17 protein-coding genes are annotated in these 22013 nt (G+C 59.7%); 10 read left to right on the top strand and 7 right to left on the bottom strand.

The genetic code is table 11. The annotated features are described in order from the left end of the window. The first annotated feature begins 25 nt into the window (after nucleotides 1-25). The 4 genes from lon to ACYZTZ_RS18385 all read left to right on the top strand — a co-directional run bounded on the left by lon (nucleotide 26) and on the right by ACYZTZ_RS18385 (nucleotide 5996). Nucleotides 26-2422 (top strand): endopeptidase La, encoded by a 2397-nt coding sequence (lon, locus tag ACYZTZ_RS18400; RefSeq protein WP_461999265.1) that lies wholly within the window; start codon nucleotides 26-28, stop codon nucleotides 2420-2422. A gap of 148 nt (nucleotides 2423-2570) precedes the next feature. Further along, entirely contained in the window at nucleotides 2571-2843 is a 273-nt protein-coding gene (locus ACYZTZ_RS18395) for an HU family DNA-binding protein (protein WP_002552737.1), read from the top strand. 233 nt (nucleotides 2844-3076) lie between these two features. Further along, nucleotides 3077-4948, top strand: a complete 1872-nt coding sequence (locus ACYZTZ_RS18390; protein WP_461999264.1) for a SurA N-terminal domain-containing protein — start codon at nucleotides 3077-3079, stop codon at nucleotides 4946-4948. Nucleotides 4949-5177: 229 nt separating this feature from the next. Further along, on the top strand, nucleotides 5178-5996 hold the full coding sequence (locus ACYZTZ_RS18385; RefSeq protein ID WP_461999263.1) for a DUF2242 domain-containing protein: 819 nt from the start codon (nucleotides 5178-5180) through the stop codon (nucleotides 5994-5996). Between the two features lie 350 nt (nucleotides 5997-6346). Here the strand turns inward: ACYZTZ_RS18385 and ACYZTZ_RS18380 are convergent, their stop codons facing one another. Continuing rightward, nucleotides 6347-7387: an AraC family transcriptional regulator gene (locus ACYZTZ_RS18380; protein ID WP_461999262.1), complete on the bottom strand. Its 1041-nt coding sequence runs from the start codon at nucleotides 7385-7387 to the stop codon at nucleotides 6347-6349. A gap of 3 nt (nucleotides 7388-7390) precedes the next feature. Further along, on the bottom strand, nucleotides 7391-8521 hold the full coding sequence (locus ACYZTZ_RS18375; RefSeq protein WP_461999261.1) for a carbon-nitrogen hydrolase family protein: 1131 nt from the start codon (nucleotides 8519-8521) through the stop codon (nucleotides 7391-7393). Nucleotides 8522-8730: 209 nt separating this feature from the next. Between ACYZTZ_RS18375 and ACYZTZ_RS18370 the strand changes: the two genes are divergently transcribed. Both ACYZTZ_RS18370 and ACYZTZ_RS18365 read left to right on the top strand, forming a co-directional pair. Beyond that, entirely contained in the window at nucleotides 8731-10770 is a 2040-nt protein-coding gene (locus ACYZTZ_RS18370; RefSeq protein WP_461999260.1) for an oxidoreductase, read from the top strand. A 153-nt stretch (nucleotides 10771-10923) separates the two neighbouring features. Then, nucleotides 10924-11841, top strand: coding sequence for a 1-aminocyclopropane-1-carboxylate deaminase/D-cysteine desulfhydrase (locus ACYZTZ_RS18365; protein ID WP_461999259.1), 918 nt, complete (start codon nucleotides 10924-10926; stop codon nucleotides 11839-11841). A gap of 10 nt (nucleotides 11842-11851) precedes the next feature. On the opposite strand, the gene ACYZTZ_RS18360 is transcribed toward ACYZTZ_RS18365, so the two are convergent. From ACYZTZ_RS18360 to ACYZTZ_RS18350, 3 genes are all read right to left on the bottom strand, one after another. Then, nucleotides 11852-12400 (bottom strand): cytochrome b, encoded by a 549-nt coding sequence (locus ACYZTZ_RS18360; protein WP_056740251.1) that lies wholly within the window; start codon nucleotides 12398-12400, stop codon nucleotides 11852-11854. A gap of 186 nt (nucleotides 12401-12586) precedes the next feature. Then, complete coding sequence (gene phnX / locus ACYZTZ_RS18355) at nucleotides 12587-13414, bottom strand: phosphonoacetaldehyde hydrolase (protein WP_461999258.1); 828 nt, start codon at nucleotides 13412-13414, stop codon at nucleotides 12587-12589. 150 nt (nucleotides 13415-13564) lie between these two features. After that, on the bottom strand, nucleotides 13565-14674 hold the full coding sequence (locus tag ACYZTZ_RS18350; protein WP_461999257.1) for a 2-aminoethylphosphonate--pyruvate transaminase: 1110 nt from the start codon (nucleotides 14672-14674) through the stop codon (nucleotides 13565-13567). Nucleotides 14675-14783: 109 nt separating this feature from the next. Between ACYZTZ_RS18350 and ACYZTZ_RS18345 the strand changes: the two genes are divergently transcribed. Beyond that, nucleotides 14784-15647 (top strand): LysR substrate-binding domain-containing protein, encoded by an 864-nt coding sequence (locus ACYZTZ_RS18345; protein WP_461999256.1) that lies wholly within the window; start codon nucleotides 14784-14786, stop codon nucleotides 15645-15647. A 102-nt stretch (nucleotides 15648-15749) separates the two neighbouring features. Here the strand turns inward: ACYZTZ_RS18345 and ACYZTZ_RS18340 are convergent, their stop codons facing one another. Beyond that, nucleotides 15750-16622 carry a LysR family transcriptional regulator gene (locus ACYZTZ_RS18340; protein ID WP_149629348.1) on the bottom strand — a complete coding sequence of 291 codons (873 nt, stop codon included), beginning with the start codon at nucleotides 16620-16622 and terminating at the stop codon, nucleotides 15750-15752. A gap of 268 nt (nucleotides 16623-16890) precedes the next feature. On the opposite strand from ACYZTZ_RS18340, the gene ACYZTZ_RS18335 reads away from it, so the two are divergent. Next, nucleotides 16891-18216, top strand: a complete 1326-nt coding sequence (locus tag ACYZTZ_RS18335; protein ID WP_461999255.1) for an MFS transporter — start codon at nucleotides 16891-16893, stop codon at nucleotides 18214-18216. Between the two features lie 10 nt (nucleotides 18217-18226). Further along, complete coding sequence (locus ACYZTZ_RS18330; protein ID WP_461999254.1) at nucleotides 18227-19618, top strand: FAD-dependent oxidoreductase; 1392 nt, start codon at nucleotides 18227-18229, stop codon at nucleotides 19616-19618. A 3-nt stretch (nucleotides 19619-19621) separates the two neighbouring features. On the opposite strand, the gene ACYZTZ_RS18325 is transcribed toward ACYZTZ_RS18330, so the two are convergent. After that, nucleotides 19622-21046, bottom strand: a complete 1425-nt coding sequence (locus ACYZTZ_RS18325; protein WP_461999253.1) for a type VI secretion system Vgr family protein — start codon at nucleotides 21044-21046, stop codon at nucleotides 19622-19624. A 233-nt stretch (nucleotides 21047-21279) separates the two neighbouring features. Here ACYZTZ_RS18325 and ACYZTZ_RS18320 point away from each other — a divergent pair, with 233 nt between their 5' ends. Then, the gene (locus tag ACYZTZ_RS18320; RefSeq protein ID WP_046032546.1) at nucleotides 21280-21987 is read left to right on the top strand and encodes a YebC/PmpR family DNA-binding transcriptional regulator; all 708 of its coding nucleotides are present in this window, start codon (nucleotides 21280-21282) and stop codon (nucleotides 21985-21987) included. The last annotated feature ends 26 nt before the right edge of the window (nucleotides 21988-22013 follow it).

Genomic DNA, 22013 nt, shown 5'->3' with positions numbered 1-22013 from the left:
TTATGGCCGCCGTAGAGGCGAAATCATGAAGACAACCATCGAATTGCCTCTCCTGCCATTGCGTGATGTTGTGGTTTATCCGCACATGGTTATCCCGCTGTTCGTGGGGCGCGAGAAATCCATCGAAGCCCTCGAGGCAGCGATGACGGGCGACAAGCAGATCCTTCTGCTGGCTCAGAGAAACCCTGCTGACGACGATCCCGGTGAAGATGCACTTTATCGCGTAGGTACCATTGCTACCGTTCTGCAGCTGCTCAAGCTGCCTGACGGCACGGTCAAGGTTTTGGTTGAAGGTGAGCAGCGGGGCGCCGTTGAGCGTTTCAGCGAAGTGGACGGCCACTGCCGTGCCGAAGTCTCATTGATCGACGAAGTCGACGCGCCAGAGCGCGAGTCGGAAGTATTCGTACGCAGCCTGCTGGCTCAGTTCGAACAATATGTGCAGCTGGGCAAGAAAGTCCCGGCTGAAGTCCTGTCGTCGCTCAACAGCATCGACGAACCAGGCCGCCTGGTCGACACCATGGCCGCACACATGGCCCTGAAGATCGAGCAGAAGCAGGAAATCCTCGAAATCATCGATTTGTCGGCCCGGGTCGAGCACGTTCTGGCGTTGCTGGATGCCGAGATCGACCTGCTGCAAGTCGAAAAACGCATTCGCGGTCGCGTCAAAAAACAAATGGAGCGCAGCCAGCGCGAGTACTACCTGAATGAGCAGATGAAGGCCATTCAGAAAGAGCTCGGCGACAGCGACGAAGGCCACAACGAAATCGAAGAGCTGAAAAAGCGCATCGATGCCGCCGGTCTGCCGAAAGACGCCTTGGCCAAAGCCCAGGGCGAACTGAACAAGTTAAAACAAATGTCGCCAATGTCTGCGGAAGCGACCGTGGTGCGCTCGTATATTGACTGGCTGGTTCAGGTGCCGTGGAAGGCGCAGAGCAAAGTGCGTCTGGACCTGGCGCGCGCTGAAGACATTCTCGATGCAGACCACTATGGTCTGGAAGAAGTCAAAGAGCGGATCCTCGAATACCTCGCCGTGCAGAAGCGAGTGAAGAAAATTCGTGGTCCGGTGTTGTGCCTGGTCGGTCCTCCTGGGGTGGGTAAAACCTCTCTGGCGGAGTCGATTGCTCACGCCACTAACCGCAAATTCGTGCGCATGGCCCTCGGTGGCGTGCGTGATGAAGCGGAAATTCGTGGTCATCGCCGTACTTATATCGGTTCGATGCCAGGAAGATTGATTCAAAAGATGACAAAAGTGGGTGTCCGCAACCCGCTGTTCCTGCTCGATGAAATCGACAAAATGGGCAGCGACATGCGTGGCGATCCGGCGTCGGCGTTGCTGGAAGTGCTCGACCCTGAGCAGAACCACAACTTCAACGATCACTATCTGGAAGTCGACTACGACCTGTCCGATGTGATGTTCCTTTGCACCTCGAACTCCATGAACATTCCACCAGCCTTGCTGGACCGGATGGAAGTGATTCGTCTGCCGGGTTACACCGAAGACGAAAAGATCAACATCGCCGTCAAATACCTTTCGCCAAAGCAGATTACTGCCAATGGTTTGAAAAAAGGCGAGCTTGAATTCGACGCCGAAGCGATCCGTGACATCATCCGCTACTACACCCGCGAAGCCGGTGTACGTGGGCTGGAGCGCCAGATTGCCAAGGTTTGCCGCAAGGCGGTCAAAGAGCATGCAATGGAAAAACGCTTCTCGGTGAAGGTCTCTGCCGAGATGCTGGAACACTTCCTGGGCGTGCGCAAATTCCGCTACGGTCTGGCCGAATCGCAGGATCAGATCGGTCAGGTTACCGGGCTGGCGTGGACTCAGGTGGGTGGCGAATTGCTGACCATCGAAGCCGCCGTCGTGCCGGGTAAAGGCCAGTTGATCAAGACCGGTTCTTTGGGTGACGTCATGGTCGAATCGATCACTGCGGCCCTGACTGTTGTTCGCAGTCGCGCGAAGAGCCTGGGGATTCCCCTGGACTTCCACGAGAAGCGCGACACGCACATCCACATGCCGGAAGGGGCGACCCCGAAGGACGGCCCTAGCGCCGGTGTGGGCATGTGCACGGCTCTGGTGTCGGCATTGACCGGGATCCCTGTGCGCGCGGACGTTGCGATGACTGGCGAAATTACGCTGCGTGGTCAGGTGCTGGCGATTGGCGGTTTGAAAGAAAAACTGCTCGCTGCTCACCGTGGCGGAATCAAGACCGTGATCATTCCTGAAGAGAACGTACGCGATCTGAAGGAAATTCCTGACAATATCAAGCAAGATCTGCAGATTAAACCGGTTAAATGGATTGACGAGGTCCTGCAAATTGCGCTGCAATACGCGCCGGAGCCCTTGCCAGATGTAGCTCCAGAGATAGTTGCAAAGGATGAAAAACGCGAGTCTGACTCTAAGGAAAGAATTAGCACGCATTAGTACGCATTTGCCTGGGTGGCTTGTTGACAGCTTTTTAGAGCCCTTGTTATAAAGCGGCTCTTAAGTGTCTGTAGGCCATTCAGCACTCGTTTTTGCTTTCACCAAAAAACTTAGAATCATACTCAAAATAGATATAAGGGGACTTAGAGTGAACAAGTCGGAACTGATTGATGCTATCGCTGCATCCGCTGATATCCCGAAAGCTGCTGCTGGCCGTGCGCTGGACGCTGTAATCGAATCCGTCACTGGCGCTCTCAAGGCTGGCGACTCTGTTGTTCTGGTTGGTTTCGGTACTTTCTCCGTAACTGATCGTCCAGCTCGCATTGGTCGTAACCCACAGACCGGTAAGACGCTGGAAATCGCAGCTGCTAAAAAACCAGGTTTCAAAGCCGGTAAAGCACTGAAAGAAGCTGTCAACTAAGTTCGATTCAGGTTTTTGCCTATCCGGGTCGGGGTCATGCCTGACCTGGCAGCGGAGCGGTAGTCCAGTCGGCGAGTCGCCGATCCGAGACACCGAGGCTCGCAAGTTCGAGTCATCGGTCCGCTCCGCCAGTTACGAGAAGGCGCATCCTCGGATGCGCCTTTCTTCTATCCGGATTCTACCCACGCTCCACGGTTGCCTAATTTTGAAGTTCAACCGTTTCTGGGGGACGCATGCTGCAGAATATCAGGGACAATTCACAAGGCTGGATTGCCAAGACCATTATCGGGGTCATCGTTGCACTGATGGCTTTGACCGGTTTCGACGCCATCTTCAAGGCCACTACGCATCGTAATGATGCGGCCAAGGTCAATGGTGAAGAAATCAGCCAGAACGAGCTGAGCCAGGCGGTCGATATGCAACGCCGTCAGCTCATGCAACAGCTGGGCAAGGATTTCGATGCTTCCTTACTCGACGAAAAAATGCTGCGCGAATCGGCCCTCAAAGGCTTGATCGATCGCAAGCTGCTGCTGCAAGGCGCAGAAAACTCGAAGTTCGCTTTTTCCGAAGCTGCTTTGGACCAGGTGATCCTGCAAACGCCTGAATTCCAGGTTGATGGCAAGTTCAGCCCTGAGCGTTTCGACCAGGTTATTCGCCAACTCGGCTACAGCCGCATGCAATTCCGCCAGATGCTGGCTCAGGAAATGCTGATCGGTCAGCTGCGCGCTGGTCTGGCAGGTAGCGGTTTCGTCACCGACGCACAGGTTCTGGCATTCGCCCGTCTGGAAAAACAGACCCGCGATTTCGCTTCCTTGAACGTCAAGGTCGACCCGGCGGCTGTGAAGCTGACCGACGATGAAGTCAAAGCCTACTACGACGAACACGCCAAGGAATTCATGACGCCGGATCAGGTGGTCATTGATTACCTCGAGTTGAAGAAGGCTTCCTTCTTTGATCAGGTCAGCGTCAAAGACGAAGACCTGCAAGCGGCGTATCAGAAAGAAACCGCGAACCTGTCGGAACAACGCCGGGCCGCGCACATTCTGATCGAAGTGAACGACAAGGCGACCGAAGCGCAAGCCAAGGCCAAGATCGAAGAGATCCAGGCACGCCTGGCAAAAGGCGAGAAGTTCGAAGCTCTGGCCAAGGAGTTCTCCCAGGATCCTGGTTCGGCGAACAACGGCGGTGACCTCGGCTATGCCGGTCCTGGTGTCTACGATCCAGCCTTCGAAACAGCGCTGTATGCGTTGGCCAAGGATCAGGTCTCGGCGCCGGTTCGCACCGACTTCGGTTTCCACCTGATCAAGCTGTTGGGTGTCGAAGCGCCTGAAGTGCCGACGCTCGCCAGCCTGAAAGACAAGCTGACCCGTGAGCTGAAAACCCAGCAGGTCGAGCAGCGTTTCGTCGAGGCGACCAAGCAACTGGAAGACTCGTCGTTCGAAGCCTCCGATCTGGTTCAGCCGGCGCAGGACCTGAAGCTCACTGTTCATACGTCCAAACCGTTCGGCCGTGAAGGTGGCGACGGTGTTGCGGCCAACCGTGCCGTGGTCACTGCGGCGTTCAGCCCTGAAGTGCTGGATGAGGGTGCCAACAGCACCGCTATCGAGCTCGATCCGGAAACCGTGATCGTGTTGCGCGCCAAGGAGCACCTGAAACCTGCGCAACTACCGCTGGAAAGCGTAGCTGCCAGTATTCGCGTGCAATTGGCCAAGGAACACGCCAGTTCTGCCGCCAAGACCAAGGCTGAAGAGCTGATTGTCAGCCTGCGCGATGGCAAGACTGCGCTGGACAAGGCGATCGACGGTCAGAGCTGGAAAGTGACCCAGGCAGCCACTCGTGGCCAGGAAGGGGTTGACCCAACCGTGCTGCAGGCGCTGTTCCGCATGCCCAAGCCTGTCGCCAAGGACAAGCCGACCTTCAGCAGCGTGACCCTGGCCGATGGTAGCCTGGTGATTGTGCGTCTGAACGGCGTGAACGAAGCTGCTGCGCCGACCGAAGAAGAGAAGGCTCAATACCGTCGCTTCCTCGCTTCGCGCATTGGCCAGCAAGACTTTGCGGCCTACCGCAAACAGCTGGAAAGCCAGGCTGAGATCAAACGCTTCTGATGCCTGACTGAGTGTTGTGCTACACAAAGACCCCGGCCGAAAGGCTGGGGTTTTTTATGGGCGAAACAAAAGCAGCGCGGGTTACCCGTCGCCTGAGTGTTTATCGAGCGACTTTTTCCTGTAAATGACAGTCAGTAGACTTGTAACTGTTTTAAGACACTAATCGATACTCCGCTAAGCATCGATCTGTTGCACAATACGCCCCGGACCGTTTTCCTCAGGATGTTCAATGTTTAAATCATTTCCCATGCGTGTTGCAGGGCTGGCGTTGGTGCTGGCCGCCGCGGCCGGCTGCTCGTCGAAGAAAGCCCCTATCTACGAGCATGAGAACTTCGATGACTCCGGAACGTTTTCGCGCAGCTACCCGGTGACGGATGCGCAGACGTGCGAAGCCGCCCGTCGGGCGTTGCTCAGCCAGGGCTACATCATCACCAGCGCCGACCCGAAACTGGTCAGCGGACACAAAAGCTTCCAGCAGACCGGCGAAACCCACATGGAGATCAGCTTCAGTGTGGTCTGTGCCGATGACGGCAGTGAAGGGCACCACGCGACGATGTTCGCCAACGCCCTGCAGGACCGTTATGCGCTGAAGAAGACCAACAACTCCGCCAGCGTTGGTGTAGGCGTGCTGGGTTCTGTGTCGATGCCGATCGGCTCGTCCGACGACTCGATGGTCAAGGTTGCCAGCGAAACCGTATCGTCGCCCAAGTTCTACGAGCGGTTCTTCACCCTGGTCGAGTTGTTCCTGCCGCCGGAAGCGAAAAAGGCCGCGCACATCAAGGATAAGCCGAAACCCGATCTCGGCGTGCCTGAAGCCAAGGTTGCACCGGCTCCGTTGGCGCCGTCTGCGGCAGAACCTGCGCCGGCACCTGCCGAAGCTGCTCCAGCAGCCTCTGAGCCGGTTGCACCGCCGCCTGAAGCCGCTCCGATTGCTCCGGCCGGGAATACCGAGCCGGCATCGACCACGGAAACCGTCACTCCGCCGCCCCAATCAAGCCTGCCTCCACCCACCGAGCCTATTTCGGCCATTCCTGTATCAGGCCAGTAATCGTGCTCTGACGCTGCGGGATCGGGTCAGTCGACACCGATCCCGCAGCGGCTTTTAAATTGATCCGCATCAACCCAGGCCGTTGTCCTACGGCCGGTATCGAAAAAATCCTGTGATAAATTCCTGACGGCCTGCTACGTTTTATTAAGTAGCCGCTGAGCGGCGTGCCTGCGTCATTTTTCTTTCACGTGGGCACTTTATGCTCGGGGCGCTGGTCATTTATTCAGGCGTTTTTTTCAACGAGCTGTGGGGGATTCAAAATGGACGATTATCAAGAAGAGCTGCTCGAGTATCAGGCGTTTGAACTGGACCCGCTGGAACCGGCCGAAGACGCTACCGAGCTGTAAGCGTCAAGCGGATTGGCGATGACTGCGGCGAAACTCGCCGGGAGTCTGGCCGCTCCAGCGTTTGAAGGCCCTTTGAAAGGCTTCGGCTGAGGCAAAGCCCAGCAGGTAGGCGATTTCTCCGAACGCCAGTTCGGTATCGCGGATGTAGGTCATGGCCAGGTCGCGACGCGTGTCATTGAGGATCGCGCGAAATTGCGTGCCTTCCTCGGCGAGTTTGCGGCGCAAGGTCCAGGTTGGCAGCTTCAGGCGTGCCGCCACTTCTTCCAGGTCGGGTTCCCGGCCACCATTGAGCAATGGCCCCAGTAGCTGAGTGATGCGTTCACGCAGGCTGCGGGTGCGTGTCAGTTGCTCCAGCTCCCGTTCACACAGTTGCAGCAAGTGTCGCCAGGTGCTCGGGCAATGTTCCGGGTTGCGCTGGGCGAGGCTGGCAAGGCTCAAGCGCAGTTGATTGTGCTCGCCGCCAAACTGGATCGGGCAGTCGCCCAGCACCTCATAAGCCGTTCGGTAATCCGGCTCGTCGAACTCGATCTCGATGCGTTCGGCCCTTAAAGGGGCAGGGCTGATGCTGGACAATTGCTGCAACCAGCCAGCGATGATCGAGTCCACCACGAAGCGGTTGTAGGCGTTGTAAGGGCTGATGGAATAAAACCGCAGCCAGGCGCCTTGGGCGTCTTCGTGAAAGCTCGATTGACCGCGATAGTTGGAGCCATACAAGGCTTCGAAACGAATCAGGCACCGCGCGGCTTCTCGCACCGTTGGCGCCTGAGCGGCCGTGACCCCGGCCAGGCCGACCTGGCTCAGGCGACTGAGCTGACCCATGCGCAAGCCAAGTGCCGGGTTGTCGGTCAGTTGAATGGCGCTGTGACCCAGGCGCATGTAGCGCGGGATCGAGAGCCGGGCGCTCGCTTCGCTTAGGCGAGCCGTGTCGAGGCCGTATTGTTCGAGCAACGGCTGAGGGTCTACACCATGGCTGCGCACGGCGTCGGCCAGGCTATGAACAAAGCCGACCGACAGATCGCCGAGGCGCATCGGCAACGGTTTCATCGGTTACAACCAGAGGTTCAGCAATCGCGCGCCGCGGGCATTGCCGTCGGCGAACTGCTGCCCGTTGCTGCTGAGAAAACTTTGACCGGCGCTGCCCTGATCCCAGAACTGACCGCGCAGGAACACGCTCATGCCGGCGATTGCCTGGCTGCTGGGCGGTTGAGCGGTGAGGGTCAGACGATGCCAGGCCTGGCCTTCGCTGAGCTCCCCGGCCTTGAGACTGACGGAGTCAGGCGTCGACAGACCCTTGTAACCGCCCCACGGTTTGTCCCAGGTGCCGCGCCCGATCACAAACGCCGGGACCGCGACGAACTGCGCTCCCTGGTCGTCGAGCTTGCGGTAATTGTCCGGGTACCAACTGTCGCTGCCGATCAGCACACCCAGGCGTCCGGCCGGGGTGTCGACGACGTTGAGCGTATGCTCGCCATTGGCGGCGATGACTTCATGTTCATCGAAAATCGGGTGCATCTGGCGCTGGGGTTGGCCGATCGGCAAGCCATCGCGACCGAATACCACGCTGCTGTTGTACAACGCGCCGCGGCCGATTTTCAGGGTGCCGTCGATGATGCTGGGCTCGGGTAGCACGATGGAGCCCGCCACCAACGTCACGTGGAATTCTTTCGCCAGACCACCGAACAGCGCCTGGTAGTCCTTGGCCATGCCTTTGGCCTTCATGCGCAGGTGCGCGTCGTCCAGACGTTTGTCGCCCTTGGCGCTGATCAGTGCGCGGACGAACTTCAGTGGGTTACTGACCGCCAGCCAGTTCATGGCTTCCTTGAGCGTGGTCGCCTGGTACAGCTCATCTTTCTCGCCGCTGACCATCAACCAGGTGCCGACATGTTCGGGCAGGACGACGATGGTTTTTTCGTTCAGCAGGCCCTGGTCCTGGGCCTTCTGCAAATAGGCCGCCAACTTGCGGTGCAGGCGCTCGGGGCTTTGATAGTCGGTGGGAAACAGCTCGGGCTGGATGCCCAGCAAGTTGCCGCGATCGGCGGGTGTGCCTTGGTCGACCGCGAGGTTGATGCGCAGGTCCGACAGGTAATGACCCACCGGACGGTCCGCGGCCCACATGGCGTAGGTCGTAAGGGCGGCAATCAATGCCGTGGAGAAGGTCAGGTACAGAAGTTTGCGCATGGGTAAACAGTCAACGGCCGTGTGCAGGATTCGCGACTAGGGTAGGGCGCATGCCGGCACTTGCCAAGGGGCGCTGCACATTTGGATCAATAAGTTGTCAGTTACGGTCATTGAGTGACAGCGGCGCGACTCTTAGTCTGTCCAACATGACTGACGGGGGCCGCAGAGCTCCTGCACTTTTTCCGTGATCGCTCGATGTGGAGTTACCGATGGCCGCCGCTCATTACCCGCACCTGTTGGCCCCGCTGGACCTGGGTTTTACCACGCTGCGCAACCGTACCCTGATGGGTTCGATGCACACCGGTCTTGAGGAAAAGCCCGGCGGTTTCGAGCGCATGGCGGCGTACTTCGCCGAACGTGCCCGTGGCGGCGTTGGCCTGATGGTCACCGGCGGTATTGGCCCGAACGACGAGGGTGGGGTGTACTCCGGCGCGGCCAAACTGACCACCGAGGAAGAAGCGCTCAAACACCGGATCGTCACCCGCGCGGTGCACGAGGCGGGCGGCAAGATCTGCATGCAGATCCTTCACGCCGGGCGTTATGCCTACAGCCCGAAACAGGTCGCGCCGAGCGCCATTCAGGCGCCGATCAACCCGTTCAAGCCTAAAGAGCTGGACGAGGAAGGCATCGAGAAGCAGATCAGCGATTTCGTCACCTGCTCGACCCTGGCGCAACAGGCCGAGTACGACGGCGTCGAGATCATGGGCTCCGAAGGTTATTTCATTAACCAGTTTCTCGCCGCCCACACCAACCACCGCACCGACCGTTGGGGCGGCAGCTACGAAAACCGCATGCGCCTGCCGGTGGAAATCGTTCGCCGGGTGCGCGAAGCGGTAGGCCCGAATTTCATTATTATCTTCCGCCTGTCGATGCTCGATCTGGTGGAAGGCGGTAGCAGCTGGGAAGAAATCGTCCAGTTGGCCAAGGCCATCGAACAGGCCGGCGCAACGATTATCAACACCGGCATCGGCTGGCACGAAGCGCGGATCCCGACCATTGCCACCAAAGTGCCGCGCGGCGCGTTCAGCAAAGTCACGGCCAAGCTGCGTGGTTCGGTGAGTATTCCGCTGATCACCACCAACCGTATCAACACCCCGGAAGTCGCCGAGCAGATTCTGGCCGAAGGCGATGCCGACATGGTCTCCATGGCGCGGCCGTTCCTCGCCGACCCGGACTTCGTCAACAAGGCCGCTGAAGGTCGTGCCGATGAAATCAACACCTGCATCGGTTGCAACCAGGCCTGTCTGGACCACACCTTCGGCGGCAAGTTGACCAGTTGCCTGGTGAACCCGCGCGCCTGTCATGAAACCGAACTCAATTACCTGCCGGTGCAGCAGATCAAGAAAATCGCGGTGGTCGGTGCCGGTCCTGCGGGTTTGTCTGCGGCGACCGTGGCGGCTGAGCGTGGTCATCAGGTGACGCTGTTCGATTCGGCCAGCGAAATCGGTGGCCAGTTCAACATCGCCAAGCGTGTGCCGGGCAAGGAAGAGTTCTTCGAAACCCTGCGCTACTTCAACCGCAAACTGCAGACCACCCACGTTGAGGTGTGCCTGAACACCCGCGTCGACGTCGCACAGCTGGTCGAAGGCGGTTACGACGAGATCATTCTCGCCACCGGCATTGCTCCAAGAACCCCGGCGATTCCGGGTGTCGAGAACGCCAAGGTGCTGAGCTACCTGGACGTGATCCTTGAGCGCAAACCGGTGGGCAAACGCGTCGCGGTGATTGGTGCCGGTGGTATCGGATTCGATGTCTCGGAGTTCCTGGTTCACCAGGGCGTGGCCACCAGCCAGAATCGCGAGGCGTTCTGGAAGGAATGGGGCATCGATACGCATCTGCAAGCGCGCGGCGGTGTCGCCGGCATCAAGGCTGAACCCCATGCACCGGCACGTGAAGTGTTCCTGCTGCAGCGCAAGAAATCCAAGGTCGGCGATGGCCTGGGTAAAACCACCGGCTGGATTCACCGCACCGGTCTGAAAAACAAGCAGGTGCAGATGCTCAACAGCGTTGAGTACCTGAAGATCGACGACGAAGGTTTGCACATCCGCATCGGCGAAACTGGCGAGCCACAAGTGCTGCCGGTGGACAACATCGTGATCTGCGCCGGGCAGGATCCGCTGCGTGAATTGCAGGAGGGTCTGGTGGCGGCCGGGCAGAACGTGCATTTGATTGGCGGCGCGGATGTGGCGGCTGAATTGGATGCCAAGCGGGCGATCAACCAGGGTTCGCGTCTGGCTGCCGAGTTGTAATACGCAGGTCGAGCGCGCCAATGGCCATCGCGAGCAAGCTCGCTCCCACAGTAGATCTTCGGTGCGACATGGATCGAGTGTGGGAGCGAGCTTGCTCGCGATGGCGTCCTCAGAGCGACTAGAATGCTGGCTCTTCACCCAGAGCCGGCATCGATGCTTTTCCCGCCTAACGAATGGCTGCCCCAGGCCCCCCTCGAACCCCTTCATCTTGATTGGCTGACCCGATCAAGCATCGAAGTCGCGATCCTGCGCCTCGACCAGATCGACCCACTGATCAGCGGCAACAAGTGGTTCAAACTCATCGAGCACCTGAAAGCCGCTGACCAGATCGGTGCCAAAGGCATCATCAGTCTGGGCGGTGCCCACTCCAATCATCTGCATGCACTGGCGGCAGCGGGTAAGCGTTTTGGTTTTCGCACCGTTGGCCTGCTGCGCGGTCATCCGCAAGAAACGCCGACGGTGAAAGACTTGCAGGCGTTCGGCATGCAGTTGCATTGGCTGGGTTATGGCGGTTATCGAGCGCGGCACGAGCCGGGTTTCTGGCTGCCATGGCAGGCGCAGTATCCGGATCTGCATCCGGTGCCGGAAGGTGGCGGCGGTTTGCAGGGCGCCAAGGGCTGTCTGCAGCTGAGGACAATGGTCAGCGAGCAACTGAACGGTCTTGGCTGGAGCGACTACGACGGCTGGTGGCTGGCCTGCGGAACGGGCACGACCCTGGCCGGTCTGGTGCTGGCCGAGGCGGGTGAGCACCCGGTGTATGGCGCGCTGGCGGTGCCCGACGATCATGGTGTGGCGCAGCAAGTCGAATCAATTGTGCAAGAGGCGGGTTTACACAATCGCGCTTATGAATTGTTCGACGCCAGCCGTGGCGGCTTTGCCAAAGTCGATCCGCTGTTGCTCGAGTTCATCGATCAGACCGAACAGGCCAGCGGCATTCCCCTCGAACCGCTGTACACCGGCAAAGCCCTGTTGGCGCTCAAGCAGCAAGTCGAAGCCGGAAGATTCGAAAAGGGTGCGCGCCTGATCTTCATCCATTCCGGCGGTTTGCAGGGCCGCCGGGGTTTCCAGTGAGCGGCCGGATTCACCCGCGCTTGGGCATCATCCGCAGCAAGGTGTTATCACCCACTACATAGTGGTGATAAATCCCCGCCACGGCGTGCAGGCCGATCAGCCAGTAACCGATGGTGCCGCCGAGTTCATGCCAGCCCTGGAGTTCTTTGGCGAACTCCTTGTTTTCGGCAATCAGCAACGGCAGGTCAATGCCGTAAAACATCACTTGATTGCCCTTGGCGCTGGTCACCAGCCAACCCAGAATCGGCATGGCGATCATGAAAATGTACAGCGCCCAGTGCATCAGCCTGGCCAGCACGGTCTGCCAGTGAGGCGAGGCCGGGAAGATCTGTGGTGCCGGGCCGAGGCTGCGGGCGAACAGCCGCAGCCAGACCAGCACGAACACGGTCAGGCCGAGCATGAAGTGTGATTCGACGATCAGTGTTCGTGCGCCACTGCCTTTGGGAAAGATCCCGCGAAACTCGATAGACGCGTAAACCAGCGCCAGCAGGACCAGCATCAACCAATGCAGCGCGATCGATACGGTGCTGTAGCGTGAGTCAGAGTTCTTCCAGGGCATACGGTGTTCCTCACAGGTCAGGTCGAGCCACCGTTCTTGTTCGACGGTGTGCTTTAACTGTAATCCGCTTTGGTGGATTTGCCTGTGGCTATTTGGGTGTTCAATGCTCTAGATCACGAGGTTGGCCACAAAAAAGCGCCAGTTCCGTTAAAGAACTGGCGCTTTTTTATGCTGCGGCAGGCGCAATCAGTTGGTTTGCGGCATCTCGCCCTTGGCCAGACGTTTATTGATATCGGCGATCACTTCCGGCAAATCGGTGATGGTGTCGATCATGTAGTGCGGCCGTGAGCCTTCGAACATGGCGTGGATGCGCTTGCGTTCGCTGTCCAGTTGGTCGCTGCCGAGGGCGCGGTAACCTTCGTAGTCCAGGCCCAGCGCGTTGCCCGAGCAAATCAGTGCCACGGTCCACATGCCGGCGCGACGACCTTCAAGAATGCCCGGCACGGTGTCGTCGATCTTCACGCAGGCCGCGACATCATCGATGCCCAGCGCGATCACGTTGGCCAGCGCCTGGGCCGGCCATGGACGACCGTTAGGCACTTCATCGGTGGCGACCACGTGATCGGCGACGTAGCCGTTGGTGGCGGCCAGCTCGACCACCTTGTCCATGACCTGTTTCGGGTAGCCGGAGCAGGAACCGATCTTGATCCCTTGCTGGCGAAGATTGGCGATGGTGTCCAATGCGCCCGGAATCAGCGCCGAGTGCTCGGCGATTTTCTCGATTTGCAGCGGCATGAAGCGTTTGTAGATGGCGGTGACGTCATCGTCGGTCGGCGTACGGCCGAACACGGCGCGATAACGTTCGGCGACTTCCGGCTGATCGCACAGGGTGCGGATGTGGTCCCACTTGCCCATGCCCATCGGCCCGCGGGCTTCTTCGATGGACACCTGGACGTCGAACTCGGCGAAGGCTTCGACAAAAATCTGAGTTGGCGCGAAAGAGCCGAAGTCGACCACGGTGCCGGCCCAGTCGAGGATGGCGGCTTGCAGTTTGGTTGGGTTTGCGTAGTTCATAGTGATCAAGTCCTGTGGCAACTGGCTAATAGGGGCGCTGCTTTTGTAGGAGTGAGCCTGCTCGCGATGAGGCCCTGTCAGTCGGCATCAAGGTGAATGGCAGACCGTAATCGCGAGCAGGCTCACTCCTACAAGGGATTTCGGTGTTACTCAGATGTCGAGGACTTCCATCTCGCGCAGCACTTCGGCGATCGCCGCCACGGCCGCGTGCATCTCGTCCTGGTTGACGTGGCCAATGCAGCCGACGCGGAAGGTTTCGACCTGGGTCAATTTGCCGGGGTACAGAATGAAACCCTTGGCCTTGACGCGTTCGTAGAATTCCTTGAACTGGTAGCGCGGATCTTTCGGTGCATGAAAGGTGACGATGATCGGCGCCTGAATCTCGGCGGGCAGGAAACTGCGCAGCCCCAGTTTGGCCATGTCATCGAGCAGCACTTTGCAGTTGTTGGCATAGCGCTGATGCCGGGCGGGCAAACCACCTTCTTCGTTGTATTGCAGCAGGGCTTCGTGCAACGCCGCGACCACGTGGGTCGGCGGGGTGAAGCGCCACTGGCCGGTCTTGGCCATGTAGGTGTGCTGGTCGAAAAGGTCCATCGCCAGCGAGTGCGAGTTACCGGCGGCATCGGCCAGCGCTTCTTTGCGAGCAAAGACAAAGCCCATTCCCGGCACGCCTTCCAGGCATTTTCCCGAGGCGGCGATCAGCGCATCGAACGGCACCTGTTGCGCGTCAATCGGCAGCGCGCCGAAGGAGCTCATGGCGTCGATGATCAGGCGTTTGCCGTGTTGCGCGATGACGTGGGCGATTTCCGGCAGCGGGTTGAGGATCCCGGTGCTGGTTTCGCAGTGAATCAGCGCGACGTGGGTGATGCTGGCGTCGGCACGCAGCAGGCGGTCGACGTCGGCGGCGGTGGTCGGCTCGTCTTCGGCGGTTTCAAAGGTACTGAAGGAGCGGCCGAGCACTTCGCAGATTTTCGCCAGGCGTTTGCCGTAGGCGCCGTTGATCAGCACCAGGACTTTGCCGTCGCGAGGCACCAGGGTGCCGATCGCCGCTTCGACCGCGAACGTGCCGCTGCCTTGCAGGGGCACGCAGTGGTGGCTGTCGCCGCCGTTGATGATCACCAGCAGTTGTTCGCACAGGCTGGCGGTCAGTTGATTGAAGCGGTCATCCCATGAACCCCAGTCGACCATCATCGCCTGACGGGTGCGGGCCGATGTGGTCAGTGGGCCGGGGGTGAGCAGGATGGGTTCGGCAGTACTCATTCTCGTGTCCTCGCAATCGATGGGATGAAGCTACGGGGCTTAAATTGCAATTTGCCGTGCTATCAATCAAATTGTTTGTTGTTATGCCAGCCATCAGTGAGGGTTATTCATGAACCTGTTCCAGCTCCGCGCATTCGATGCGGTGGCCCGCGAGGGCAGCTTCACCCGGGCCGCCGCGCGACTGTTCATCAGCCAACCGGCGGTCACCGGGCACATCAAGGCGCTGGAGGAGCATTACCAGATCACCCTGTTGCGGCGCACCGCACGACGGGTGGAGCTGACGGAGGAGGGCACCAAACTGGCCGCGATCACCCGGGCGATGTTCGGTCTGGCCGAAGAGGCGCAGGTGATGCTCGAGGCCAACCGGCAGTTGCTGACCGGGCGTCTGGAGGTTGCGGCGGACGGGCCGCACATGGTGATGCCGATGCTCGCCAGCCTGCGCGCGCGGTATCCCGGCATTACCGTGAACCTGCGGCTGGGCAATGCTCAGGAAACCTTGGCGGCGTTGTTGTCGGAGCATGCCGACGTGGCGGTGCTGACCGAGGTCGAACCGCGCAAGGGGCTGCATTTGCAAGACTTAAGCGAATCACGGATTTGTGCACTGGTGCCCGACGGTCATCCCTGGGCGCAGATGTCCAAGGGCGTGCCGCTCAAGGCGCTGGATCAGGTGATCATGGTGTTGCGCGAGCCAAGTTCGATCACCCGGCGCACCTTCGACGAGGCGTGCGCGGCGGCGATGGTCAGTCCACGGGTGTTACTGGAGCTGGACAGTCGCGAGGCGGTGACCGAAGCCGTCGCCGCGGAGTTGGGGGTTGGCGTGGTGTCGTCGGTGGAGGTCAGTCATGACCCGCGGGTAGCGGCGGTGCCGATTCTTGGTGAAGGGTTGGTCAATCGGCACATGATTGGGTGCATGGAACGGCGGCGGGATTTGCGCTTGATACAGGCGTTTTTCGATTTGGCACCCGCCTTGTAACCGAGGTGCGCCCATCGCGAGCAGGCTCGCTCCCACAGGGATTTTGTGACCGCTGGAGATCCAATGTGGGAGCGGGCTTGCTCGCGAAGGGGACGGACCTGACTACACAAGACTTTCGCGAACCATCTCCAGAAAAGTCGCCACCACCCGCCGTGAACTCTGCTCGCGCAAGCACACCAGCGTCTCGGTCAATCGCCGTTTGCAATCGGTAATCGGCAACGCACACACCCGCGAATCTGCACCGAACTCGGCGGCTGATACCACACCAACACCAATCCCCACGACCACCGCTTCACGCGCCGCTTCCCGACCTTCAACCTGAATCGCCGGCCGAATGCGAAAGCCTGCCTGAGCCATTTCTTCTTCCAGCGTCTGGCGCGTCACCGAGCCGATTTCCCGCAGCACCAATGGCGTGTCATCCAGATCCGCGAGGCAAATCGACTCACGGTCGGCCCACGGATGATGGCGCGAAACGAACGCCACCATCGGGTCGTTGCGCAGCGGCAACGAGATCAGACGTTCGTCACTCACCTCCCGGCCCAGCAACGCCAGGTCGGCCTGGTAGTTGAACAACCGAAACAGCGATTCATCGGTGTTACCGGTTTCGATCTTCACGCTGATGCCGGGGTAGCGCTCGCAAAAGCGAGCAATCTGCGGCAACACGTGCACTGGCGCATCCACCGCGAGAATCAGGCTGCCGGTCTGCAAGGCCCTGGAGTCATGCAAGAGCTCCTGCGCCTCGGCCTCGATAACGAACAATCGCTGGGTAATGCTCAGCAAGCGCTCGCCCAGATCGGTCAGGCGTACCGAGCGTTTGTTGCGGTGGAACAGCAGCACACCGAAACGCTCTTCGAGTTTGCGCACTTGGTCGGAAATCGCCGGTTGCGTGAGGAATAGCCGCTCGGCGGCTTTGGTAAAGCTTCCGTGCACGGCCACGGCGTGGAAGGCTTTGAGCTGGGCGTGGGAAACCGACATCGAAACCTCCAGTAACAAGCTGAGCTTATATTGGAAATACGATAAATCGATTTCACTTATTAATCAGTAATTGTTTTTATCCACCTCAGCCCCGGTGACTGGTCAGTCGAACAGCGTCGGCGGCCATGAGCCTGTGCGTGCAACAGCAGGACTCATCTGACCGATATCGCCTCAGGGAAGCTGCGATATCGAAGTGCTCAACAATAAAAAAACAGGCGTTATTTCTCAATTTCTGCCGGCACACTCACACCCTGAGGTCAGAACCACCATGAACAAGCACATCGGCACTATCAAGCGTTGGCGCGTGCAGATCTTCGCGATCACCTGGCTCGCTTACGCCGCTTTCTACTTCACCCGCAAAGCTTTTTCCGTGGCAAAACTGGGGATCGCCGAAGACCCCACCTTCATGCTCGACAAAATGGCCATGGCCAACCTCGACGCCATCTACCTCACGGCTTACGCCATCGGGCAATTCACCTGGGGCATCCTGGCCGACCGCTTTGGCCCAAGGGTCGTAGTGTTAGGCGGGTTGCTGATTTCAGCAGCGGCAGCCTTGGTGATGGGCAGTTTCGCGACGTTGCCAATCTTCGCCACCTGCATGTTGATTCAAGGGTTTGCCCAGTCCACCGGCTGGTCCGGGCTGTGCAAGAACCTCGGCAGTTTCTTTCCCGCCGAGCAGCGCGGGCGGGTGCTGGGGTTGTGGAGTTCCTGCTACGCCTTTGGTGGGTTGGTGGCTTCGCCGTTTGCTGGCTGGTGGGCGTATACGCTGATCGGCACTTGGCATGCGGCGTTCTTTTCCAGTGCGGCGGTGGTTGGGCTGGTCGCCGTGCTGTTTTTTATTTTTCAACGCAACAAACCGGAAGACGTTGGCTTGCCGGCGGTGGAACCGGAGCCGCAGCTGACGGCGCAAGAGGCCGACGCGCAAAGCAAGATCAGCATGCTGGAACCGTTAAAAGAAATTCTGCGCAACCGCACCGTGCTGGTGCTGGGCCTCGCGTACTTTCTGCTGAAACCGGCGCGCTACGCGATTCTGCTCTGGGGACCGGTAATCGTCTTCGAGCAGATGCCCTCAGTGGGCAAGGTCGGCGCGGCAATCATTCCGACTGCGTTTGAACTGGCCGGGTTGCTCGGGCCGATTCTGCTGGGCCTGGCTTCGGACAAAGTGTTCGGCGCCCGACGCATGCCGGCGTGTGTGCTCAGCCTGTTGGCGCTGACCGTGACCCTGGCCTTGTTCATGGGCGCCCTGCATACCGGCAGCGTGATGCTGGTGGTGGCGCTGCTGTTCGTCATGGGCCTGACCCTGTACGGACCGGACTCGATGATCAGCGGCGCGGCCGCGATCGATTTCGGCACCGCCAAGGCGGGCGCCACAGCGGCCGGCTTCGTCAACGGTTGCGGCTCGGTCGGGGCGATTCTCGGCGGCTTGCTGCCGGGCTACTTCGACTCGGTCACCGTGTTCATCGTCTTCGCCGGCTGCGCGTTGTTTTCGGCCCTGGTGCTGATCCCGCACTGGAACAGCCGCCCGGCTGGCCTGAGTGCCGAAAGCGTTTTCGTACCTAATCAACCGATCACCGTAAAACCTCTGCGTACTTAAGGATTGACCCATGAGACCTTTCTGGCTGGAACAGGCGCTGGCGGCCGAGTCCTGCGCGCCATGCGAACCCTTGGTGGGCGACACCCGCGCCGATGTCTGCATCGTCGGCGGCGGCTACACCGGGTTGTGGACCGCGATCATGCTCAAGGAACAGAACCCCGAGCTGGATGTGCTGCTGATCGAGGCTGATATCTGCGGCGCCGGCGCCAGTGGTCGCAACGGTGGTTGTGCACTGTCGTGGTCGGCCAAGTACTTCACCCTTGAACGGCTGTTCGGCGTCGAAGAAGCCGTGCGACTGGTCAAGGAATCGGAGCGCAGCATCCATGCCATCGGCGCCTTTTGCGAGCAGTACGCGGTGGACGCCGATTACCGCCTCGACGGGACGCTCTACACCGCCACCAACCGTGCCCAATGCGGTTCGACCGACGCCGTGATCGCGGCGCTGGAGCGTAATGGCATCAACTCCTTCACCCAACGGCCGGTGGCCGATGTGCAACGCATGGCCGGTTCCAGCAAACATCTGGAAGGCTGGTTTTCCCCGGCGGCGGCCAGTGTGCAGCCGGGCAAACTGGTGCGCGGCTTGCGCCGGGTCGCCTTGCAACTCGGCGTGAGGATTCACGAGCACACCGCCATGACCGGGTTGCAGGAGGGCAAGCCAGCGGGGATACAAACCCCGAACGGCACCGTTCGCGCTGATCGCGTGGTGCTGGCGATGAACGCCTGGATGGCCCGGGCGTTTCCACAGTTCGAGCGCAGTGTGGCGATTGTTTCCAGCGACATGCTGATCACCGAACCGCGACCCGATCTGCTCAACGAGATCGGTTTGACCAGCGGCGTCACCGTGCTCGATTCGCGGATTTTCGTGCACTACTACCACAACACCCCGGACGGCCGAATCATGCTCGGCAAGGGCGGCAACACCTTTGCTTACGGCGGGCGAATGTTGCCGGTGTTCGATCAGCCATCGCCCTATGCCGGTTTGTTGCAGCACAGCCTGAGCGAGTTCTTTCCGGCGTTTGCCCAGGTCAAGGTCGAGGCGACCTGGAACGGTCCGTCTGATCGCTCGGTCACCGGTTTGCCGTTCTTCGGTCAGATGAGTGCCAGTGGCAACGTGTTTTATGGTTTCGGATATTCCGGCAGCGGGGTTGGCCCGTGTCATATGGGCGGGCAGATTCTCGCCTCGATGGTCCAGGGACTGGACAACGCCTGGACCCGTTCGCCTCTGGTCAACGGCCCGTTGGGCTTGTTTCCGCCGGAACCGATTCGTTACCTCGGCTCATTGATGGTGCGCAACGCCATCCGCCGCAAGGAGCGCGCCGAGGATCACGGGCACCGGCCACGGCATCTGGATGTGCGTCTGGCGAAGTTCGCGGCGGCGGCAGGCAAGGCCGACAAGGGGTGAGTGTCAGGGCGTGAGGTCCGAGCGATTGACCAGCCAATCGAGCAGCAAGTGGCTATCGCGGCGTGGCGCGGGAACAGACCGAGTGCGCGGGTGATGGCCCATGCCGACGCACAGCACCGGCCGGTCCGGGTCGCTGTCGAGAAAACTGATCAGGACGTCGCTGCCGGCCTTTGGCAGGCTGGACGGGTCAATCCGACCGTCCGGCGTTGCAAGGGCTACCGGTAGCCAGAGACCGGCAGATTCAAGCGGATCCGCTTCCGCTGTTGGCCACAGCCTGACCTGTATTCGACCTCGATCATCCAGCACAGCCGGCTGCCCGGCCGGGCCCAGCACCCGGGCGGGCTGATAACCCGGGATGCTCGGCCTGGTCTGTCTGAGCGCCGGCCTGAAGACCGTTGACCAGGGAATGGCGGTGAACTGATTGCGGTAATGGCGGACAGTCACGGGTGTGTCGGTGGCAAGAATTGAAGGTTGTTGCCCCTGATGTCGGGTTTCGGTGAGCAGCCACTGATCGTTGAAATTCGACAGTGGATGTTCTGACACTTGCACTATCCGTGCGCTGCGCAGTGCGCTCTGGTTGCTTTGACCGTGGATCTGCAGGTGCTGGCAACGCAGACGTTCCAGTTGTCGACGGCTTAGTTGATCGCGATGGATGTGCTCGGGAGCGGGGCGGACCATCACCGGCAATGGTTTGCTGAAAGCATGGTTGGCCGCTCCCTCGTCGGGTTTTTGCGAGCCACGGTTCCTGGCCTCCAGTCGCGAGGGAAAGGGCGGCGAGTCATGGCGCTGGAACAACTCACTGATCACCGGCTCGTCACTGTCTTCGGGCGCGTCGCCCTGGAAAGGCGTAAGGACGGGTTCCTGGGGGAAACTCAGGCTGTCATCCGCCAGGACCAGCACATGCCCGTCGCGCTGATGTTCGAAGTGATAGTGAATGCCTTCTGCTTCGCACAGCCGTTGCAGCAATGCCAGATCGCTCTCCTCGTACTGAATGCAAAAAGGCCGGACGGGATAGTGCCCGTTCGACAATTCGAAGCGATAGCTCCCCTCGGGCACATCATGTTCCTCCAGCAGTTGGCGCAGGATCATCGGTACGCTGAGGTGATGAAAGACGCGGCGTGAACACTGCCGGTCGAGCCATTGAAGGTAGGGCACCAGCACCAGTTTGTAGCCGATCCGGTGTGGGCCGCGATACTCGCGACTGGCACTGTGAAGGACGCCGTGAATACCCTGGCCCTCCATCAGGCTGAGGAACACTGGCTGTTGCAGCAATCGATCGAGACTCATGGCCGGTGCGAGGCCAATGACTTCGATGTCGAATCGATAGGGCTGGTTGAGGGCTTCTCGGCCACTGAACTGCAACACCTGCAAACTCAAATCGCCGTCGAGGAGTGTCAGGGTGAAAGGACTTTCCTTGTCGTTGTGCATCGAACGCGCTTCTGCCATGGAATTCGGGCGCAGAGGGTACGAAACCACAGCCCTTTATGGTCACCGCAAATCGAAGTTTCAGAATCGCCCTACAACTGCCGGTGAAGATGTCGATTGGTCATGCGGGTAAACAGGATGGAATTTTTGGTCGATTGCCAACTTTAGGCCGTATAAACTTGGCGCCATGCGTCGGCCAATAGATGTCTCGGCGCCACAGATCAAGAGAGTGAGTAATGGGCGCACAGTGGAAGGTTAAACACAAAGAAGCGGCATCCAACGCCAAGGGCAAGATCTTCGGCAAACTGGTGAAAGAAATCACCATTGCTGCCCGCAACGGTGCCGATACTGCCACCAACGCACACCTGCGCCTGGTGGTCGAGCAGGCCAAGAAAGCCTCGATGCCCAAGGAAACCCTGGATCGCGCGATCAAGAAAGGCGCGGGCCTGTTGGGCGAAACCGTGCAATACCATCGCGTGACCTATGAAGGCTTCGCACCGCACCAGGTGCCGCTGATCGTTGAATGCGTGACCGACAACATCAACCGCACCGTCGCTGAAATTCGCGTCGCGTTCCGCAAGGGCCAATTGGGCGCTTCCGGTTCGGTAGCGTGGGACTTCAACCATGTCGGCATGATCGAGGCGTCCCCGGACAGCCCTGACGCCGATCCGGAAATGGCCGCGATCGAAGCCGGTGCCCAGGATTTCGAGCCGGGTGAAGAAGAGGGCACGACCCTGTTCCTGACCGAGCCTGCGGACCTGGACGCCGTGCAGAAAGCCCTGCCTGAGCAAGGTTTCACCGTGTTGTCGGCCAAGTTGGGCTATCAGCCGAAAAACCCGGTAAGCGGTCTGAGCGATGAGCAGATGGCTGAAGTCGAAGCCTTCCTCGAAGGCCTCGATAACCACGATGACGTGCAGGACATGTTTGTTGGTTTGGCGGGTTAAACCGTTTCTTCGGTGACCGCTTTGCG

Source organism: Pseudomonas sp. LB3P58, assembly GCF_054897895.1.
This window is presented reverse-complemented; position numbering and strand designations above follow the sequence as displayed.

Bases quoted from the DNA above. Each gene is read 5' to 3' on its own strand.
- lon (WP_461999265.1), top strand. From the start codon at position 26: ATGAAGACAACCATCGAATTGCCTCTCCTGCCATTGCGTGATGTTGTG.
- ACYZTZ_RS18390 (WP_461999264.1), top strand. From the start codon at position 3,077: ATGCTGCAGAATATCAGGGACAATTCACAAGGCTGGATTGCCAAGACC.
- ACYZTZ_RS18385 (WP_461999263.1), top strand. From the start codon at position 5,178: ATGTTTAAATCATTTCCCATGCGTGTTGCAGGGCTGGCGTTGGTGCTG.
- ACYZTZ_RS18380 (WP_461999262.1), bottom strand. From the start codon at position 7,387: ATGAAACCGTTGCCGATGCGCCTCGGCGATCTGTCGGTCGGCTTTGTT.
- ACYZTZ_RS18375 (WP_461999261.1), bottom strand. From the start codon at position 8,521: ATGCGCAAACTTCTGTACCTGACCTTCTCCACGGCATTGATTGCCGCC.
- ACYZTZ_RS18370 (WP_461999260.1), top strand. From the start codon at position 8,731: ATGGCCGCCGCTCATTACCCGCACCTGTTGGCCCCGCTGGACCTGGGT.
- ACYZTZ_RS18365 (WP_461999259.1), top strand. From the start codon at position 10,924: ATGCTTTTCCCGCCTAACGAATGGCTGCCCCAGGCCCCCCTCGAACCC.
- ACYZTZ_RS18360 (WP_056740251.1), bottom strand. From the start codon at position 12,400: ATGCCCTGGAAGAACTCTGACTCACGCTACAGCACCGTATCGATCGCG.
- phnX (WP_461999258.1), bottom strand. From the start codon at position 13,414: ATGAACTACGCAAACCCAACCAAACTGCAAGCCGCCATCCTCGACTGG.
- ACYZTZ_RS18350 (WP_461999257.1), bottom strand. From the start codon at position 14,674: ATGAGTACTGCCGAACCCATCCTGCTCACCCCCGGCCCACTGACCACA.
- ACYZTZ_RS18345 (WP_461999256.1), top strand. From the start codon at position 14,784: ATGAACCTGTTCCAGCTCCGCGCATTCGATGCGGTGGCCCGCGAGGGC.
- ACYZTZ_RS18340 (WP_149629348.1), bottom strand. From the start codon at position 16,622: ATGTCGGTTTCCCACGCCCAGCTCAAAGCCTTCCACGCCGTGGCCGTG.
- ACYZTZ_RS18335 (WP_461999255.1), top strand. From the start codon at position 16,891: ATGAACAAGCACATCGGCACTATCAAGCGTTGGCGCGTGCAGATCTTC.
- ACYZTZ_RS18330 (WP_461999254.1), top strand. From the start codon at position 18,227: ATGAGACCTTTCTGGCTGGAACAGGCGCTGGCGGCCGAGTCCTGCGCG.
- ACYZTZ_RS18325 (WP_461999253.1), bottom strand. From the start codon at position 21,046: ATGCACAACGACAAGGAAAGTCCTTTCACCCTGACACTCCTCGACGGC.
- ACYZTZ_RS18320 (WP_046032546.1), top strand. From the start codon at position 21,280: ATGGGCGCACAGTGGAAGGTTAAACACAAAGAAGCGGCATCCAACGCC.